Source organism: Kitasatospora sp. NPDC057198, from assembly GCF_042670125.1.
Classification (GTDB): Bacteria; Actinomycetota; Actinomycetes; order Streptomycetales; family Streptomycetaceae; genus Kitasatospora.
Genome location: NZ_JBHUWH010000004.1, coordinates 1 through 16377 on the forward strand (window position 1 = coordinate 1; position 16377 = coordinate 16377).

The 16377-nt window shown below is 74.9% G+C and carries 16 protein-coding genes; 8 read left to right on the forward strand and 8 right to left on the reverse strand.

The features are described from left to right. Window positions 1-238: 238 nt before the first annotated feature. The 4 genes from ACFUEL_RS00880 (at window position 239) to ACFUEL_RS00895 (ending at window position 2183) form a co-directional block, all read left to right on the forward strand. The gene (locus tag ACFUEL_RS00880) at window positions 239-745 is read left to right on the forward strand and encodes a sigma-70 family RNA polymerase sigma factor (protein WP_380233778.1); all 507 of its coding nucleotides are present in this window, start codon (window positions 239-241) and stop codon (window positions 743-745) included. Beyond that, window positions 742-1485, forward strand: coding sequence for an anti-sigma factor family protein (locus ACFUEL_RS00885; protein WP_380233721.1), 744 nt, complete (start codon window positions 742-744; stop codon window positions 1483-1485). Before ACFUEL_RS00880 ends, ACFUEL_RS00885 begins: the two co-directional genes overlap by 4 nt. Window positions 1486-1543: 58 nt before the next feature. Then, entirely contained in the window at window positions 1544-1756 is a 213-nt protein-coding gene (locus tag ACFUEL_RS00890; RefSeq protein ID WP_380233723.1) for a hypothetical protein, read from the forward strand. A gap of 139 nt (window positions 1757-1895) precedes the next feature. Beyond that, a complete protein-coding gene (locus ACFUEL_RS00895; RefSeq protein ID WP_380233724.1) occupies window positions 1896-2183 on the forward strand; it encodes a DUF1876 domain-containing protein in 288 nt (95 codons plus the stop codon). 18 nt (window positions 2184-2201) lie between these two features. Here the strand turns inward: ACFUEL_RS00895 and ACFUEL_RS00900 are convergent, their stop codons facing one another. After that, complete coding sequence (locus ACFUEL_RS00900; RefSeq protein WP_380233725.1) at window positions 2202-3407, reverse strand: NAD(P)/FAD-dependent oxidoreductase; 1206 nt, start codon at window positions 3405-3407, stop codon at window positions 2202-2204. A gap of 285 nt (window positions 3408-3692) precedes the next feature. Between ACFUEL_RS00900 and ACFUEL_RS00905 the strand changes: the two genes are divergently transcribed. Further along, complete coding sequence (locus ACFUEL_RS00905) at window positions 3693-4478, forward strand: VOC family protein (RefSeq protein WP_380233726.1); 786 nt, start codon at window positions 3693-3695, stop codon at window positions 4476-4478. 200 nt (window positions 4479-4678) lie between these two features. On the opposite strand, the gene ACFUEL_RS00910 is transcribed toward ACFUEL_RS00905, so the two are convergent. Then, complete coding sequence (locus ACFUEL_RS00910) at window positions 4679-5425, reverse strand: DUF2470 domain-containing protein (protein ID WP_380233727.1); 747 nt, start codon at window positions 5423-5425, stop codon at window positions 4679-4681. A gap of 75 nt (window positions 5426-5500) precedes the next feature. Further along, entirely contained in the window at window positions 5501-6133 is a 633-nt protein-coding gene (locus ACFUEL_RS00915) for a TetR/AcrR family transcriptional regulator (protein ID WP_380233728.1), read from the reverse strand. 123 nt (window positions 6134-6256) lie between these two features. On the opposite strand from ACFUEL_RS00915, the gene ACFUEL_RS00920 reads away from it, so the two are divergent. The 3 genes from ACFUEL_RS00920 (at window position 6257) to fxsT (ending at window position 11134) form a co-directional block, all read left to right on the forward strand. Further along, entirely contained in the window at window positions 6257-7012 is a 756-nt protein-coding gene (locus ACFUEL_RS00920; protein WP_380233729.1) for an SDR family oxidoreductase, read from the forward strand. Window positions 7013-7152: 140 nt separating this feature from the next. Continuing rightward, window positions 7153-7554, forward strand: coding sequence for a hypothetical protein (locus ACFUEL_RS00925; RefSeq protein WP_380233730.1), 402 nt, complete (start codon window positions 7153-7155; stop codon window positions 7552-7554). After that, window positions 7547-11134: an FxSxx-COOH system tetratricopeptide repeat protein gene (fxsT, locus tag ACFUEL_RS00930; protein WP_380233731.1), complete on the forward strand. Its 3588-nt coding sequence runs from the start codon at window positions 7547-7549 to the stop codon at window positions 11132-11134. Before ACFUEL_RS00925 ends, fxsT begins: the two co-directional genes overlap by 8 nt. A gap of 19 nt (window positions 11135-11153) precedes the next feature. Here fxsT and ACFUEL_RS00935 read toward each other — a convergent pair whose 3' ends face one another. From ACFUEL_RS00935 to ACFUEL_RS00955, 5 genes are all read right to left on the reverse strand, one after another. Next, a complete protein-coding gene (locus ACFUEL_RS00935; RefSeq protein WP_380233779.1) occupies window positions 11154-11558 on the reverse strand; it encodes a DUF4328 domain-containing protein in 405 nt (134 codons plus the stop codon). A 234-nt stretch (window positions 11559-11792) separates the two neighbouring features. After that, window positions 11793-13022, reverse strand: a complete 1230-nt coding sequence (locus ACFUEL_RS00940; RefSeq protein WP_380233732.1) for an acyl-CoA dehydrogenase family protein — start codon at window positions 13020-13022, stop codon at window positions 11793-11795. A 3-nt stretch (window positions 13023-13025) separates the two neighbouring features. Continuing rightward, window positions 13026-14045 carry a phosphotransferase family protein gene (locus ACFUEL_RS00945; protein WP_380233733.1) on the reverse strand — a complete coding sequence of 340 codons (1020 nt, stop codon included), beginning with the start codon at window positions 14043-14045 and terminating at the stop codon, window positions 13026-13028. A gap of 182 nt (window positions 14046-14227) precedes the next feature. Beyond that, window positions 14228-15679: a catalase gene (locus ACFUEL_RS00950; protein ID WP_380233734.1), complete on the reverse strand. Its 1452-nt coding sequence runs from the start codon at window positions 15677-15679 to the stop codon at window positions 14228-14230. Window positions 15680-15827: 148 nt separating this feature from the next. Beyond that, a complete protein-coding gene (locus tag ACFUEL_RS00955) occupies window positions 15828-16376 on the reverse strand; it encodes a DUF6529 family protein (RefSeq protein ID WP_380233735.1) in 549 nt (182 codons plus the stop codon). Window position 16377 lies beyond the last annotated feature (1 nt).

Consider the following 16377-nt stretch of genomic DNA (forward strand, 5'->3'; position numbering starts at 1 on the left):
CCGCACCCCCGTCACGGTTATCGACACGAGCCGCCCGGGACTTGAGACCCCCGGCCCGTCCCGCGCCCCCCGCCCGCCGGACCCGCCGGACCCGCCGGACCCGCCGGACCCGCCGCGCCCGATCGCCGCCGCGCGCCCCGCGCGCGAGGATGGCGCCGTGGCCGAGCCCCCGCGCACCCCCGGCCCCCGCGACACCGCCCCCCGCCGCACCGGACGTCCCGCCGCCGAGGACCGGCTGATGCGCGCGCTGTACCGGGAGCACGCCGGCCCGCTGTACGGCATGGTGCTGCACCTGGTCGGCGGCGACCGGCAGCGCGCCGAGGACGTCGTCCAGGAGACCCTGGTGCGCGCCTGGCGCCACCTCGACCGGCTCGACCCGGACCGCGGCAGCCTGCGGCCCTGGCTGGCCACCGTCGCCCGCCGGATCGTCATCGACGGCCGCCGCGGCGAACGCGCCCGCCCCCGCGAGGTGCCGGAGAGCGCCCTCGACCGCCTCCCGGACCCGGCCGCCCCCGCCGCCGAGGACGAACTCGACCGCGCCCTGCGGCTGATGACGCTCACCGACGCGCTCGGCGCGCTGTCCGCCGCGCACCGCGCCGCGATCACCGAGACCTACCTGCGCGGCCGCACCGCCACCGAGGCCGCCGCCGTCCTCGGCGTCCCGCCCGGCACCGTCCGCTCCCGCCTGCACTACGCCCTGCGAGCCCTGCGGCTCGCCCTGGAGGAACGGGGCGTGACCCCATGACCGCACCCCGCGAACCGCACGACGGCCCGTACGACGGCCCGTACGAGGGCCCGTACGAGGGCCCGTACGAGGACCCGCACGCCGATCTCGGCGCGCACCTGCTCGGCGTGCTCGAACCCGAGCGCGCGGCCCGCTTCGCCGAGCACCTCGCGCACTGCCCGCGCTGCACCGCCGAGGCGGCCGAACTCGCCCCGACCACCGCGCTGCTCGCCGAACTCGCCGCCGACGCGCCCCCGGAACCGGTGGGACCCGCGCAGCCCGGCGGCGAGGAGCGGCTGCTCGGCCGGGTCTCCGCCGAGCGGCGGCGCGCCAAGGTGCGGCGGCTGGTGCTGGCCGCCGTCGCGGCGATCCTCGCCCTGGGCGGTCCGGCGATCACCTGGGCGGTCGTCGACAGCGGCCAAGTGGCCTCCGTAGCCCAGCAGTTCAGCGCCACCGACCCGGCCACCGGGGTGTCCGCCACGGTCGGCGTCGACCCCGCCGCCTGGGGCAGCCGGATCACCCTCGACCTGGGCCGCGTCCCCGGCCCGCAGACCTGCGAACTGGTGGCCGTCGGCACCGACGGCACCCGGCAGACCGTCACCAGCTGGACCGTCCCGCCCACCGGCTACGGCGCCACCACCGGGCTGCGCACCACGGGCGGCAGCGGGCTGCCCCCGTCGGCGATCGCCCGCTTCGAGGTCCGCTCCGGGGCGTCGGTGCTGGTCACCGTCCCCGCGGCGCCCGAGGCACACTGGAAGTAGTGAGGAGGCCCACGCGGGCCCGGGGAGCTGCCCGCCGCGGGGCGCGTGGACAGCGCTGATGAACCAGATGCCCCTGCTCTGCCCGCGCTGCGGCCGACCGCAGCAGGTCGTCCACCAGGAGGACCCCCGCCACCCGGTCCGGGTGGTGCACACCGGGACCGGCCGCGAGGCGTGCGAGCGCCCCGAACCGGCCGAGCAGCCCGAACCGGCCGCCGAGACCGTCGGCGAACCCCCGATCGACGTCGAGCGGACCGGCCTCAGCCGCTGCTGAGACCGGCCCCGCCCGGCCGCCGCCCGGCCGCCGTCCGGCCCCTGTCCGGCCCCCGCCTGGCCGCCCCGCCCCCGGCGTCGCACCCTGGAAGGGACCGGACCGGACCGAACACCCTGCACGCACCCGGGAGGTGGCGGCCATGATGAGGACGCTGGTCGGATGGCACATCGAGATGGAGTTCCAGGAGGACGGCGACCACACCAGGGCCGCCGCGCTGGTCCGCCTCTCCGACGGCACGGAAGTGCGCGGGCACGGGAGCGCGACCCGGCACCGCGCCGACCGCCCGCAGCTGCGGGTCGGCGAGGAGGTCGCCGGGGCCCGCGCCCTCAACGACCTCGCCATGCAACTGCTCACCAAGGCGCACGACGAGACGACCCGCCCCACCGGCGACCCGATGGCCCCGCTGATGTGGCGGAACGTGACCTGACCGCGCCCGCCGCGGCCGTCAGAGCTCGTCCAGCGGCACCGCCGGGTCGGCCAGCCGCTCCGCGTCCACCGCCCGCCCGGAGCGGACCAGTTCGCGGATCGGGTCGGTGACGTCCCATACGTTGACGTTCATCCCGGCCAGCACCTTCCCGCCGGAGAGCCAGAACGCGATGAACTCCCGCCCGGCGACGTCGCCCCGGAACACCACCCGGTCGTAGCCGCCGGGCTCCGCGTAGCCGGTGTACTCCATGCCCAGGTCGTACTGGTCGGTGAAGAAGTACGGGACGCGGTCGTACACGGCCGCCTTGCCGAGCATCGAGGCGGCCGCCACCGCGGGCTGGTTCAGCGCGTTCGCCCAGTGCTCGACCCGGATCGGCTTGCCGAACAGCGGGTGGAAGGCGTTCGCCACGTCGCCCGCCGCGAACACGTCCGGGTGCGAGGTGGCCAGGTGCTGGTCGGTGCGCACCCCGTTGTCGACGGTCAGGCCCGCGTGCTCGGCCAGCGCCGTGTTCGGCGAGATGCCGACGCCCACCAGCAGCACGTCCGCCGGGACGGTGCTGCCGTCGCCCAGCCGCACCCCGTCCGCCCGCAGCTCCTCCACCCGCACGCCGAAGCGCAGGTCGACGCCGTGCGCCCGGTGCAGGTCGGCGAAGACCTGCGCGGCCTCCCGGCCCAGCACCCGCAGCAGCGGCAGCTCGGCCGCCTCCAGCACCGTCACCTCCGCCCCGGCGGTGCGGGCCGCGGCCGCCGCCTCCAGGCCGATCCAGCCCGCGCCGACCACCACCACCCGGGCGCCGGGGCGGAACGCGGCCCGCAGCTGCTCGCTGTCGCCGAGCCGGCGCAGCGTCCGCACGAAGTCCCCGTCGCCGCCCGGCACCGGCAGCGTGCGCGGCGCCGAACCGGTCGCCAGCAGCAGCTTCGAGAACGGCAGCCGCTCGCCGCCCTCCAGCGTCACGGTGTGCCCCGCCGGGTCGACCGCGGTGGCCGCCGTGCCCAGCCGCAGCACCACCTCGTGCTGCTCGTACCAGTCGGCCGGGTGGACGTAGACCTTCTCCTTCTCCTCCTTGCCCAGCAGGTACCCCTTGGACAGCGGCGGCCGCTCGTACGGCCGCTCCGCCTCGTCGCCGACCAGGGTGACCGGCCCCCGGTAGCCCTCCGCGCGCAGCGCCTCGGCGGCCTTCGCCCCGGCCAGGCTCGCCCCGACGATCACGATCCCGGTGTCCATGCCTCACGTCCTTCCCACAGCGGTGCTCCCACGTAGGCCCTGTCCGGCCGATCTTGCCGGGCGCTTGACGCCGCGCGCCGATCCGACAAGACCGACCGGACAGGACCTAACCGTCCTGCCCGACGATGGCACCCGTACGCGTCCGATCGGGGGACCCGCGCCGGTCGCCGCCCCGCTCCGGCCGGGATTCGCCCGCGAGGCGGACCACGATCCGGCGCGGCCCTCGGCCTAGGCTGGGGCGGGTCCGGCCGTCCGGCCGGCGGAGCGTCGAAGGGAGCCCGCGGGATGGTGGAGCGAACGGCCACGGTGCGCTGCGTGCCCGCGGTGCCGTGCTGGGTCGGCCTGACCGCACGTGACCTCCCGACCGCGCAGGGCTTCTACGGCCCGCTGCTGGGCTGGGAGTTCGTCCCCGGCCCGGACCGCTGGGGCCCGTACCTGCGCGCGGTCGTCGACGGCGTCGAGGTCGCCGGGCTGAGCGCGCTCAGCTCCGACTGGGAGCGCCCGGTCGCCTGGACCACCTACTTCGGCGCCGAGAACGCCGACCGCGCCGCCGACGGCGTCCGCGAACGCGGCGGCACCCTCGCCGTCGGCCCGCTCGCCTTCGACGCCGGCCGGGTCGCGCTGGCTGCCGACCCCTTCGGCGCTACCTTCGGCATCTGGCAGGGCGAACCCGTCGACGCCGACCCCGGCGAGGCCCCCTGGACCGCCCGCCCCGGCGCCCCCTCCTGGATCGAACTGCGCACCGCCGACCCGTTCGCGGCCGCGCTGTTCTACGGCGAGGTGTTCCGCTGGGACGACCGCGACCCGGCCCGCTTCGAGGTCCGCTACGAGCACGAGCGCGTCGTCCTGCGCTCCGAGGACCGCAGCGTCGCCGCCCTGCGCGCCGCGCGGGACCTCGCCCCGCACTGGGAGGTGTTCTTCGCCGTCGCCGACACCGACGCCACCGCCCGGCGCGCCACCGCCCTCGGCGGCCGCGTCCTGGACGGCCCCGCCGACTCCCCGTACGGCCGCGTCGCCCGCCTCGCCGACGCGGAGGGCGGCCACTTCTCGATCCTGGGCCCGGCCGTCTGAGTCCAGGGGCCCGGGGAACGGCGGGGCCGTGCCGCTGGTGGCCGGAGCCCGTCGGAGGTTCGTGCTGCTGCGTGTCTTCAAGGGAACCGGAAGCCGATGCGCGCTCCGGCAGTGCACCTCTCGCAGACCCGGGCTCGCCGTTCCCCGAGCCCCTGACGGGGGCTCTCGCCGTTCCCCGAGCCCCTGACGGTGCTCTCCGCTCAGCGTCCCACAGGGGAGAACAGCCGGTGCATCGCCTCGGGGAGGTCGTCCGGGTGGCTGACCGGGTGGTGGAAGTCGAAGCGGGCGTCCAGGGTGCCGCCGCCGAGGAGCAGGCGGACGCGCAGGCCGTGGCGGTCGAGGGCGATCGGGCGGACTCCGCGCAGCGGGTCGGCGGTGGGGCGGTGGTGCTCCAGGGCGTGGGTGCCGAGCAGCAGCAGCTGGTCGGCGTGCGCGGCGGCCAGGTGCTGGAGCAGTCCGGCCTCCTCGGCGGCGACCGGGTCGGGGGCTGCGGCGGCCACCTCGTCCGGGTCGAGGCAGCACTCGGAGCCCCACAGGTCGTCCAGCGCCAGGTGTTCGAGCTCCAGTCGGAGCAGGACGCCGTCGTGGCCGTGGTGGTGCGGGAAGAGCGCGGCGGCGCTCTCGCCGGGGGCGCGGGAGAGCAGGCCGTCGGCCCGGATCCGGCCGCGGACGCGGTGCGGGACGGCGACGGGGGCGACGTCCACGCAGTCGAGTTCGGCGGTGAGCGGGCCGCGGGCGAGCGCGGTGATCCGGTGCAGCGCCGACTCGCGGCCGACCAGTACCGCCACCGAGCCGTCCGGCCGCGGCGCGCAGGCGACCTGCGGGGGCAGGCCGGGGCGGGCGGTGAGGTCGGCGCCGCGGACGTCCAGTACGGCGGAGGAGGCGAACTCCAGCAGGGTGCGGGCGCGTTCGGCGGTGGACGGGCGGCGGGCGGGCTGGGGCAGCACGGGGAGCCTCCTTCTTGATTAGGTAAGGCTAACCTAATCAAGAAGGAGGCTGGAGGTCCAGTGCCGGGGTGTCGTTCAGTCGCCGATCCGCGCGTCCGGCGCGCCCAGCATCCGCAGCACCAACTGCCCGTAGCGCCGCCCCAGTTCCTCCGGCGACTCGCTGCTGCGCTCGGTGTACCAGCGCGAGACGTCGATGCCGAGCGAGGTCACGGCGCGGGCCGCGGTCCGCTGGTCCGGGACGCGGAACAGGCCCGCCGCCGCCCCGTCCGCGATGATCCGCAGCACCGTCTCCTCGATCCGGATCCGCAGCTCGGCGACGGCCGCGAAGTCCTCCTCGGGCAGCGCGTGCAGCTCGTTGTTCACGATCCGGCCGACGGTGTGGCCGCGGGCGTGCCAGACGGTGAAGGACTCGGCCAGGGCGCGCATCCGCTCCACCGGGTCCGCCCCGGCGGCCTCGGCCCGCTCCACCAGCTCCAGGGTGGCCCGGTGGCCGGTGCGGGAGATCTCGGCGAGCAGCGCGGCCTTCGACGGGTAGTGGATGTACAGCGCGGCGGGGCTCATCCCGGCGGCGGTGGCGATGTCCCGGGTGGTGGTGGCGTGGTAGCCGCGGCGGGCGAAGGAGTCCACGGCGGCCAGCAGCAGCCGCCGGGCGGCCTCGGTGCGCTCCCCGTCCCCGGGCCAGAGCGCGGCGGTCGCTGGGTCGGTCATGGCCCAATCCTTCCAGACGGCTCCGGCGCGGCCCGGCGGGTCGGGCTGTTGACAGTGTGGCCCGCCGCAAAGATGCTAAGCAAGCGCTTAGTCACATCGGTTCGAGAGGTGCGGGGTACGAGGATGGCTGTGTCGTTCGAGGGCAAGGTGGCCGTGGTCACCGGCGCGAGCCGGGGCATCGGGTTCGGCATCGCCCGGGAACTGGTCCGGCGCGGGGCGAAGGTCTGTCTCACCGCCCGCACCGAGGAGACCCTGGCCGAGGCCGCGGCGGCGCTCGGCGGCCCCGGCCACGCGATCGCCGTCGCCGGGAAGTCCGACGACGCCGCGCACCAGGAAGAGACCGTCGCCCGCGTCATGGAGACCTACGGCCGCCTCGACCTGCTGGTCAACAACACCGGCATCAACCCGGTCTACGGCCCGCTGCTGGACACCGACCCGGCCGCCGCCGCGAAGATCCTCGCCGTCAACGTGCTGGCCCCGCTGGCCTGGACCCGCCGCGCCCACGCCGCCTGGATGGCCGAGCACGGCGGCGCGGTGGTCAACGTCGCCTCCATCGCGGGCATCCGGGCCTCCAACGGCATCGGCATGTACGGCGTCTCCAAGGCCGCGCTGATCCGCCTCACCATGGAGCTCGCCTCCGAACTCGGCCCCGCCGTCCGGGTCAACGCGGTGGCCCCCGCCGTGGTCAAGACCAAGTTCGCCGAAGCCCTCTACGAGGGCCGCGAGGAGAAGGTGGCCCGCGCCTACCCCCTCGGCCGCCTCGGCCTCCCCGAGGACGTCGCCGGAGCCGTCGCCTTCCTGCTCTCCGAGGACGCCGCCTGGATCACCGGCCAGACCCTGGTGGTCGACGGCGGCGTCACCCTCGGCGGCGGTCTCTGACCTACCGTCACTGGCCGTCCTCCGCACGGCAGTTCGTAATAGGGGGCGCGACGGGATTTGCCGGACGCGGGTCGTGGGAAGCCTGGGGTGTGCAAGGCTGACCACGATCAGCGGGGGACTGCCACCACCGGGGGGACCGGATGCGCGTCGACGTCGAACTGCACTTCGCCGACCCGGAGCACGAGCACACCGTGGAAACCGACATGGAGTACCTGCTGGAGGAGCTCCACGCCGTCGGCGAGGTCACCCACCGCCCCCTCGGCGCACCGCCCGAGGGCACCCGGGCCGGCGACCTGACCTCGTACACCCAGCTGATCGTCGCCGTCACCGGCGGCGCCACCACCCTGCGCGCCCTGATCGCCCTGCTCCAGGACTGGCTGGCCCGCCGGAACTCCGGCACCGTCGAACTCAAGCTCGGCGAAAACGAGTTGACGATCACCCAGGCATCCCGGCAGACCCAGCGCGAAGCCGTCGCCGCCTTCCTCGAACGCACCGCCCCCGCTGTGGACCCGATCGAGCGCACCGAGCGCGCCGATGGCTGACCGCGCGCTGATCGTCACCAACCAGCACTACCGGGACGGCTTCGCCGAACTGCCCGGCGCGACGGCCGACGCCGAAGCGCTCGAACGGGTGCTGAAGGAGGTCGGCGGCTTCACCACCGAGGTGCTGCGCGACGCCGACGCCGCCACCTGCCGGGCCGCCGTCCAGCGCTTCTACAAGCAGGCCGCCCGGGACGACCTGCTGCTGCTCCACGTCTCCGGACACGGCCGCAAGGACCGCCGCAACCGCCTGCACTTCGTCACCTCGGACACCGACCCCGCGCTGCTCGAAGCCACCGCCGTCAGCGCCGAGTTCGTCGCCGACCAGATGGAGGACAGCCCCTGCAACCGGATCGTGGCCCTGTTCGACTGCTGCTACAGCGGGGCGTTCGCCAAAGGCATGCGCACCCGCGGCGAGACCCCGAGCATCGACATCGCCGCCCAGTTCGTCGGCCGCGCCCAGCACGTCATCACCTCCTCCACCGCGCTCCAGTACAGCCACGAGAGCGAGTACCGCAGCCGCGAGGCGCACCGCCCGTCGGTGTTCACGGCCGCCGTGGTCGAAGGACTGCGCGGCGCCGCCGACCACGACGGCGACGGCCTGATCAGCACCGACGACCTGTTCCGCTACGTCGAGCAGCGGGTCCGCGCCCAACTCCCGGACCAGACCCCGCGACGCTTCGTCCTCTCCGGCGGCGCGCCCCTGCTGCTGGTCACCCGACGCACCGTCCACCTGGCCGCCCGCCCCGAGGACCGCGCCTGGTCCGACTGGGCCACCGCCCTGCTGCACGCCGCCGGCTACCGGGTCGCCCCGCCGCCGGCCGACCCCACCGGACGGCCCGTCCTCGCCCTGGTCTCGGCGGCCGGCCCGCCGACCGTGGCCGACGGGACCGACCGGCTGGTCCTGGTCCGGATCGCCGACACCCCGCACCCGCACACCGTCGACCTGGTCGGCCGGGACGAACCCACCGCCGCCACCGCCCTGCTGCACGCCCTCGGCCGCACCGGCGAGGCCCCCGAACGGCCGCCCGGCGCACCGCGGTTCCCCGGCGGACGGCCCCGGTACTGGGACGTCCCGCAGCGCAACCGCTCCTTCACCGGCCGGAGCGGCACACTGGAGAACCTGCGGGCCCAACTCGCCGACGGCACCACGGTGGTGCTGCCCCCGCCGCAGGCCCTGTACGGCCTCGGCGGCGTCGGCAAGACCCAGCTGGCGCTGGAGTACGCACACCGCTACATGTCGCACTACGAGCTGGTGTGGTGGATCGACGCCGAACAGGGCGAGAACGTCGTGGTCAGCCTCGCCGACCTCGCCCGGGGCTTCGGCCTCCGGGTCGGCGACACCGTGGAGGAGGCCACCCAGGCCGCCCTGGCCGTCCGGGAGCGCCTCGAACGCGGCGAGCCCACGCCGCACTGGCTGCTGATCTTCGACAACGCCGACGACCCGGAGGCGGTGCGCCGCTTCCTGCCCGACGGCCCCGGCCACGTCCTGGTCACCTCCCGCAACCAGGGCTGGAACGGTGCCGCCGAGGTCCTGAACGTCGACGTGTTCGACCGCGCCGAATCCGTCGATCACCTTACCCGCCGGGTCGCCGGCCTGGCCCGCCCCGAGGCCGAACGGGTCGCCGAGGCCGTCGGCGACCTCCCGCTCGCCGTCGAGGTCGCCGCCGCCTGGCTGGACAGCACCGGCATCCCGGTCGACACCTACATCCGCAAGCTCGAATCCGGTGCCATCCGCGCCCTCGAGGGCATCCGGTCCGCACCCGACCGCCCCGCCGGGACCTGGCGGGCGCTCGACGCGACCTGGCAGGTCTCCATCGACCGGCTGCGCGAGCAGTCGCCCGTCGCCCTGTGGCTGCTGCGCCTGTGCGCCACCTTCGGGCCCGAGCCGATCCCCGTGCAGCACTTCCTGCACAGCCGGGAGGTGTACTCCGTCCTCGGGCAGTACGGCGAGGAACCTCCCCACCAGGCCCGGGTCGAAGCGCTGCTCGGCCTGCTCACCCGCTACGCCCTGGTCCGTTTCGACGCCGCCGCCGACACCGTGCAGATGCACCGCCTGGTCCGGGCCGTGGTGCTGGACGGCATGACGGACGAGGAGCTCAGCGGGACCATGCACCAGGTGCACCGCGTCCTGGCCGCCGCCCGCCCGGCCCGCGGCGACACCGACGACCCCGCCAACTGGCCCGCCTTGGCCCGGATCTGGCCCCACCTCGGACCCTCCAGGGCGCAGGACTGCGACGAGCACGAAGTCCGCGAACTGCTCATCGACCGGGTCCGCTACCTGTGGAAGCGCGTCGACCTCGACCGGGCCCTGCGACTCGGCCGGCAGCTCGAAGCCAGCTGGACGCTGCGCGCCGAGTACGAGGACGACCCCGACGACCTGTTCCAGTGGCACCGCCAGATCCTGACGCTGCGCCAGCAACTCGCCAACGTCCTGCGCTCCCAAGGACATTACGGCGAAGCCCTGGCCCTGAACCGGGACGTGCTGGCCGGGCAGCGCGAACTCCTCGGCGCGGACCACCCCCACGCCCTGATGACCGCCACCTCGATGGCCTCCGACCTGCGCCACCTCAACCGCTTCCGGGAAGCCCTCGCCATCGACCGGGACACCCACGCCCGGCTCGTCGAACTCTTCGGCCCGTACGACCCGCGCAGCCTCACCGCCGCCAACAACCTCGCCATCGGCCACCGGATGACCGGAGACCCCGCCACCGCCCGCGACCTCGACCGGAGCACCGCCGAACGCCGCGCCACCGTCCTCGGCCGACGCCACCCCTACACCATCTCCTCCTCCTGCAACCTCGCCCGCGACCTGCGCGAACTCGGCGACCACGCAGGCGCGGTCGCCCTGCTCCGGGAGATCGGCACGGTCTTCGCCGAACTCGCCGACGCCGACCTGCCGGAGGAACTCCGCTGGGCCAACTCGCTCGCGGTCTCGCTGCGCCGCACCGGCCGCGGCGCGGAGGCCGCCGAGCTCGCCGGCCGGACCTACCGGCGCTACCGGCAGCTCCTCGGCACCGACCACCTCGACGTGCTGGCCTGCCTGCTCGGCCTGGCCGCCGACTTCGCCGCCGCCGGCCGCCACCAGGCCGCGCTGGACGTCGCCGAGGACGCCCACCAGGGGTACCGCCGCCTGCTCGACGAGGGCCACACCCACGTCCTGGTCTGCCGGAACAACCTCGGCCTGCACCACCGGGCCTGCGGCGACCACGCCGAGGCGGTCCGCTGCGGACGGGAGGCGGCGGACGGCCTTGCCGAGGTGCTCGGCGCCGACCACCCGGTCACCCTGGCCGCCACCCTCAACCTCGCCAACTCGCTCGCGGCGGAAGGCGGTTCGGCCGAGGCGATCGGGCTCGCCCGGACGGCCCACCGCGGCCTCGACGCGCGCTACGGCCCGGCCCACCTCGACACGGTGGCCGCCGCCGCGGGCCTCGCGGCCGCCCTCGGGCCCGGCCCGGAGGCGACCGCCCTGCGCGCGGCGGCCCGTACGGCGCTGGACGCGTACGGCCCGGACCACCCGTACCGCCGCGCGCTCGACGAGCGGCGGTGCGTCGACCTCGACCTGGAACCCCAGCCGATGTGACCCCGGCCGGGCCGGCCCGTCAGACGGCGACTGGCCGGGACGCCCGGAACGCCGCCTCCTGGCGGGCGGACACCTGACGGATCATCACGACCACCAGGACGGCGGCCGCGACGTAGCCCGCCTGGCCCAGCAGCGTGTACCCGTAGAAGCGCTCCCCGAACTGCTGGGCGAGCACGGTGCAGAACGCGTTGCCGACCCACGCCGCCCACCAGGCGTCGACCACCCACGCCCCGGTCGCGGGCGGGCTCGCGCGCCAGATGTCCAGGGCGATCCGGCGCGGGATCCACCACATCACCAGCGGGACGAACCAGGCGCCGACGGCGAACCCGGCCGAGTACCGCCAGCTGCCCGGGGCGAGGAACTCGGCGTTCAGGCGGCTGCGCCGGAACCAGAGCAGGAACCCGACGACGGCGCCGAGGAACAGCGGGAACGAGAGCGGTACCGACTGCGCGAAGAACGACGAGAGGCGAAATCAGGGGCTCGGGGAACGGCGAGGCCCGGTCTGCTGGCGGTTCACTGCCGCCCAGCGCATCGGCTTTCGGTTCTGTTCAAGACACGCAGCAGCACGGACACTTCGATGGGCTCCGGCCGTCAGCAGCACGGCCCCGCCGTTCCCCGGGCCCCTGATTGCGCCTCCCGCCGTTCTCGCTCCCCCGGCTCAGCGGTACTTGCGCAGCTCGCGGCGGGCGAGTGAGCGCTTGTGGACCTCGTCGGGCCCGTCCGCCAGGCGCAGGGTGCGGTTGCCGGCCCAGAGTTGGGCGAGGGGGGTGTCCTGGCTGACGCCGGCCGCGCCGTGGGCCTGGACGGCCTTGTCGAGGATCCACTCGACGGTGGACGGGACGGCGATCTTGATGGCCTGGATCTCGGTGTGGGCGCCGCGGTTGCCGACGGTGTCCATCAGCCAGGCGGTCTTCAGCACCAGCAGCCGGGCCTGTTCGATCCGGACGCGTGCTTCGGCGATCCAGTCCTGGACGACGCCCTGGTCGGCGAGCGGACGGCCGAACGCCACCCGGGAGGCGACCCGGCGGCAGGTCAGTTCGAGGGCGCGTTCGGCGATGCCGAGGGCGCGCATGCAGTGGTGGACGCGGCCGGGGCCGAGGCGGGCCTGGGCGATGGCGAAGCCGCCGCCCTCCTCGCCGATCAGGTTGGCGGCGGGGACGCGGACGTCCTCGAAGAGGATCTCGGCGTGGCCGCCGTGGTCGTCGTCGGGGTAGCCGAACACCCGCATGCCGCGCAGCACCTGCACGCCCGGGGTGTCGCGCGGGACGAGGACCATGGACTGCTGGCGGTGGGTCTCGGCGGCGGGGTCGGTCTTGCCCATCACGATCAGGACCTTGCAGTCCGGGTTCATCGCGCCGGTGATGTACCACTTGCGGCCGTTGACCACGTACTCGTCGCCGTCCCGCTCGATCCGGGTGGTGATGTTGGTGGCGTCCGAGGAGGCGACGTCCGGTTCGGTCATCGCGAAGGCGGAGCGGATCTCGCCGTCGAGCAGCGGCCGCAGCCAGCGTTCGCGCTGGGCGGGGGTGCCGAACTGGGCGAGCAGTTCCATGTTCCCGGTGTCGGGGGCCGCGCAGTTGAGCGCGGGCGGTGCCAACAGGACGGAGCGGCCGGTGAGTTCGGCCAGCGGGGCGTACTGGAGGTTGGTCAGGCCGGCGCCCGGCTCCCCCGGAAGGCTGTGCTTTTCTGTGAAGAAAAGGTTCCACAGGCCGCGGGCCTTCGCGGCGGCCCGCAACTCGCCGACCACCGGCGGGACCGACCACGCCTCGCGGGTCGGGTCGGCGAGCTGGGCGGCCAGTACCGGTTCGGCGGGGTAGACGAACTCGTCCATGAAGGCGGTGAGTTCGGCGATCAGCTCGGTGGTCCGGGCGTCGTGGGCGAAGTCCATCGGTCATCCCTCCAGCGCTTCGAGGCCGAACTCCACGAACAGCGGCACGAGTTCGCCGACCCGGTCGAAGCCCGCGCCGACGGTGCCGCCCCGGGTGTAGCGGTAGTGGATGCCCTCGAGGACGACCGCCAGCTTGAAGGAGGCGAAGGCGACGTACCAGTTGAGGCCGGAGACGTCCCGGCCGGAGGCGTCCGCGTAGCGGCGGACCAGTTCGGCGGTGGGCGGGAAGCCGGGGGCGAGGGCCGCGCCGGGGAGCAACCCGTCGAAGCGGCGGGCGAGTTCGGTGTACATCACCAGCAGGCCCAGGTCGGTGAGCGGGTCACCGACGGTGGACATCTCCCAGTCCAGGACGGCCGCGATCCGGTCCCCGGCGTCGACCAGGACGTTGTCCAGCCGGTAGTCGCCGTGCACCAGGGCGGGGGCGGGGGAGGCGGGCAGGGTCTCGGCGAGGCGGCGGTGCAGGTCGTCCGCGCCCGGCAGTTCGCGGCTCCGGGAGGCGTCCAACTGCTTTCCCCAGCGGCGCAGTTGGCGTTCCAGGAAGCCTTCGGGGCGGCCGAAACCGGCCAGGCCGACCGCGTCCGGGTCGAGTGCGTGCAGGGCGACCAGGGTGTCCACCAGGCGCAACCCCAGGGCGTGCACCCGCGGTTCGCCGAGGGCGGCCAGCGCCTTCGCGTCCCGGTGGGCGGTGCCGGGGACGTACTCCATCAGGTAGAACGGCGCGCCGATCACCGCGGTGTCCTCGACCAGCAGCACCGGCCGGGGGACGGGGACGGCGGTGCCCGCCAGGGCGCCCAGCACCCGGTACTCGCGGCCCATGTCGTGCGCGGTGGCCAGCACGTGCCCGAGCGGCGGGCGGCGCAGCACCCAGCGGGAGGCGCCGTCCTCGACCAGGTAGGTGAGGTTCGACCGGCCGCCCTCGAAGAGCCGGGCCGTCAGCGGCCCCGCGACGGGCGCGGGCAGGGCGGCGTCCAGGTGGGCGCGCAGCCTCTCCAGGTCGATTCCGGGCGGAGCGGCGGTGGTCATCGGGGGCACCTCGCAGGGGTCGGGACGTGCTGACTAAGCGCTTGCTTAGGATCGGCCCGGCGGCGGCGCTTGTCAACGAGCGGCAGCCCGCCGCCCCCCGGAACGGTGCCCCGGGGAGCGGCGCGAGCGGCGGCGGCCCCAGCGGGCCACGGCAACGGCCTCAGCGGGCCACGGGGGCGGCCTCAGCGGGCCACGGCGGCGGCCACCCGGTCGCCCAGGGCCCGGTCCACGTTGCGCCAGTACTGCAGGGCGCGCTCCAGCACCGGCGCGGACACCCCGTCCTGCAGGTGCCCGGCGATGTTGGCCACCAGCCGGTCGCGCGCCGCGTCGTCCAGCACGTCCCGCACCAGCGTCCCGGCCTGCCCCCAGTCGTCGTCCTCCCGGTGCAGGGGGTACGCCTCGCGCACCATCCGCCCCGCGACGTCCCAGCCGAGCTCCCCGCCCCACAGCGACGGGTCGGCGGCCGGCCCGCCGTACGAGTTCGGCGCGTACGGCCGGGCGGTGCGGGCCGCGTCGAAGCGCATCGGGCCGTCCTTGCTGTACGAGTGCACCGGCACGTGCGCCCGGTTCGGCGGCAGCTGGTCGTAGTTCGGCCCGATCCGGTACCGGTGGGTGTCGGGGTAGGAGAAGATCCGGCCCAGCAGCATCTTGTCCGGCGACACCCCGATGCCGGGCACCAGGTTGGACGGCTCGAACGCGGCCTGCTCGATGTGGACGAAGTGGTCCTCCGGGTTGCGGTTCAGGGTCAGCCGGCCGACCTCGATCAGCGGGTAGTCGCCGTACGGCCACACCTTGGTCAGGTCGAACGGGTTGAACCGGTAGTCCCACGCCTCGTCGAACGGCATCACCTGGACGTGCAGCGTCCAGGACGGGTGCTCGCCGCGCTCGATCGCCTCGAACAGGTCGCGCCGGTGGAAGTCGCCGTCCGCGCCCGCCAGCCGGTCCGCCTCCGCCTGGGTGAGGAACTCGATGCCCTGGTCGGTCCGGAAGCGGTACTTCACCCAGAACCGCTCCCCGGCCGCGTTCACCCACTGGTAGGTGTGCGAGGAGAAGCCGTCCATGTGCCGCCAGGTCCGCGGGATGCCGCGGTCGCCCATCAGCCAGGTCACCTGGTGCGCCGACTCGGGCGAGAGCGTCCAGAAGTCCCACTGCATGTCGTGGTCGCGCAGCCCGTTGTCCGGGCGGCGCTTCTGCGAGCGGATGAAGTCCTGGAACTTGATCGGGTCCCGGACGAAGAACACCGGCGTGTTGTTGCCGACCAGGTCGTAGTTGCCCTGCTCGGTGTAGAACTTCAGCGCGAAGCCGCGCGGGTCGCGCCAGGTGTCCGGCGAGCCCGTCTCGCCCGCCACGGTGGAGAACCGGGCCAGCACGTCGCACCGCTTGCCCGGCTGGAACAGGTCCGCCCGGGTGAACCGGCTGACGTCGTGCGTCACCTCGAAGGAGCCGTACGCGCCGCTGCCCTTGGCGTGCACGACCCGTTCCGGCACCCGCTCCCGGTTGAACTGGGCCATCTTCTCGATCAGGTAGTGGTCGTGCAGCAGGACCGGGCCGACCGGGCCCGCGGTCAGCGAGTGCTCGTCGCTCTCGACCGGGACGCCCGCGGTGTTCGTGGTGAAGGGCACGTGCTGGGACATCGGGGGGACTCCTCCTCGGGCGCCCCGGCCGGGGCGCCGTGGCCGAGCGGCGGCGAGGGTCGGCCACCGCTGCTGCCCCCACTCGAACACCGGCCCGGCCCGCCCACAACCGGCGGGGCCCGGCCCGGTGACCCCGCCCGCCGGGCCCTCAGAACCCCGGCGCCGCGTACCCGTTCAGGAACCACAGCGCCGCCGACCACCACAGCACCCCCACCGCGCAGAACAGCGCCCCGCCCGCCACCGGCAGCACCCAGCCGCGCAGCCCGCCGTGCCGCACCAGCAGCACCTTCGCCGCGAACGCCCCGTACAGGAAGCACCCCGCCGCCGAGTGCAGGCCCACCCGGACGTCGGTGAACCGCACCCCGTACGCCAGCAGGCAGTGCTGGGCGATCGGCAGCGACAGCGCGAACGCCAGCCAGCCGCCCACCCGGTGCCCCACCCGCACCCGGCGGGCCGCCGGGCCGCGCCGGTACATCGCCAGCGCCAGCACCACCTGCGCCAGCGCCAGCCCGAACAGCGCCGAACCCAGCCAGGACTTCAGCCGCAGCGCGTCCTCGCCGGACTCCCCGAACAGGCTCCGCCCCGGATCGGGCACGTGCGCCCGCCCGAACCACAGCAGCCCCAGCGAGACCGCCACCGGCGCGAGCACCGCCAGCAGCGGGACGACCGGCGAGCCGCCGGGGCGGGGCCCGGCCACC

Excerpts from the sequence above, each read along its gene's own strand:
- ACFUEL_RS00880 (WP_380233778.1), top strand. The coding sequence starts at position 239 with ATGCGCGCGCTGTACCGGGAGCACGCCGGCCCGCTGTACGGCATGGTG.
- ACFUEL_RS00885 (WP_380233721.1), top strand. The coding sequence starts at position 742 with ATGACCGCACCCCGCGAACCGCACGACGGCCCGTACGACGGCCCGTAC.
- ACFUEL_RS00890 (WP_380233723.1), top strand. The coding sequence starts at position 1,544 with ATGAACCAGATGCCCCTGCTCTGCCCGCGCTGCGGCCGACCGCAGCAG.
- ACFUEL_RS00895 (WP_380233724.1), top strand. The coding sequence starts at position 1,896 with ATGATGAGGACGCTGGTCGGATGGCACATCGAGATGGAGTTCCAGGAG.
- ACFUEL_RS00900 (WP_380233725.1), bottom strand. The coding sequence starts at position 3,407 with ATGGACACCGGGATCGTGATCGTCGGGGCGAGCCTGGCCGGGGCGAAG.
- ACFUEL_RS00905 (WP_380233726.1), top strand. The coding sequence starts at position 3,693 with ATGGTGGAGCGAACGGCCACGGTGCGCTGCGTGCCCGCGGTGCCGTGC.
- ACFUEL_RS00915 (WP_380233728.1), bottom strand. The coding sequence starts at position 6,133 with ATGACCGACCCAGCGACCGCCGCGCTCTGGCCCGGGGACGGGGAGCGC.
- ACFUEL_RS00920 (WP_380233729.1), top strand. The coding sequence starts at position 6,257 with ATGGCTGTGTCGTTCGAGGGCAAGGTGGCCGTGGTCACCGGCGCGAGC.
- ACFUEL_RS00925 (WP_380233730.1), top strand. The coding sequence starts at position 7,153 with ATGCGCGTCGACGTCGAACTGCACTTCGCCGACCCGGAGCACGAGCAC.
- fxsT (WP_380233731.1), top strand. The coding sequence starts at position 7,547 with ATGGCTGACCGCGCGCTGATCGTCACCAACCAGCACTACCGGGACGGC.
- ACFUEL_RS00940 (WP_380233732.1), bottom strand. The coding sequence starts at position 13,022 with ATGGACTTCGCCCACGACGCCCGGACCACCGAGCTGATCGCCGAACTC.
- ACFUEL_RS00945 (WP_380233733.1), bottom strand. The coding sequence starts at position 14,045 with ATGACCACCGCCGCTCCGCCCGGAATCGACCTGGAGAGGCTGCGCGCC.
- ACFUEL_RS00950 (WP_380233734.1), bottom strand. The coding sequence starts at position 15,679 with ATGTCCCAGCACGTGCCCTTCACCACGAACACCGCGGGCGTCCCGGTC.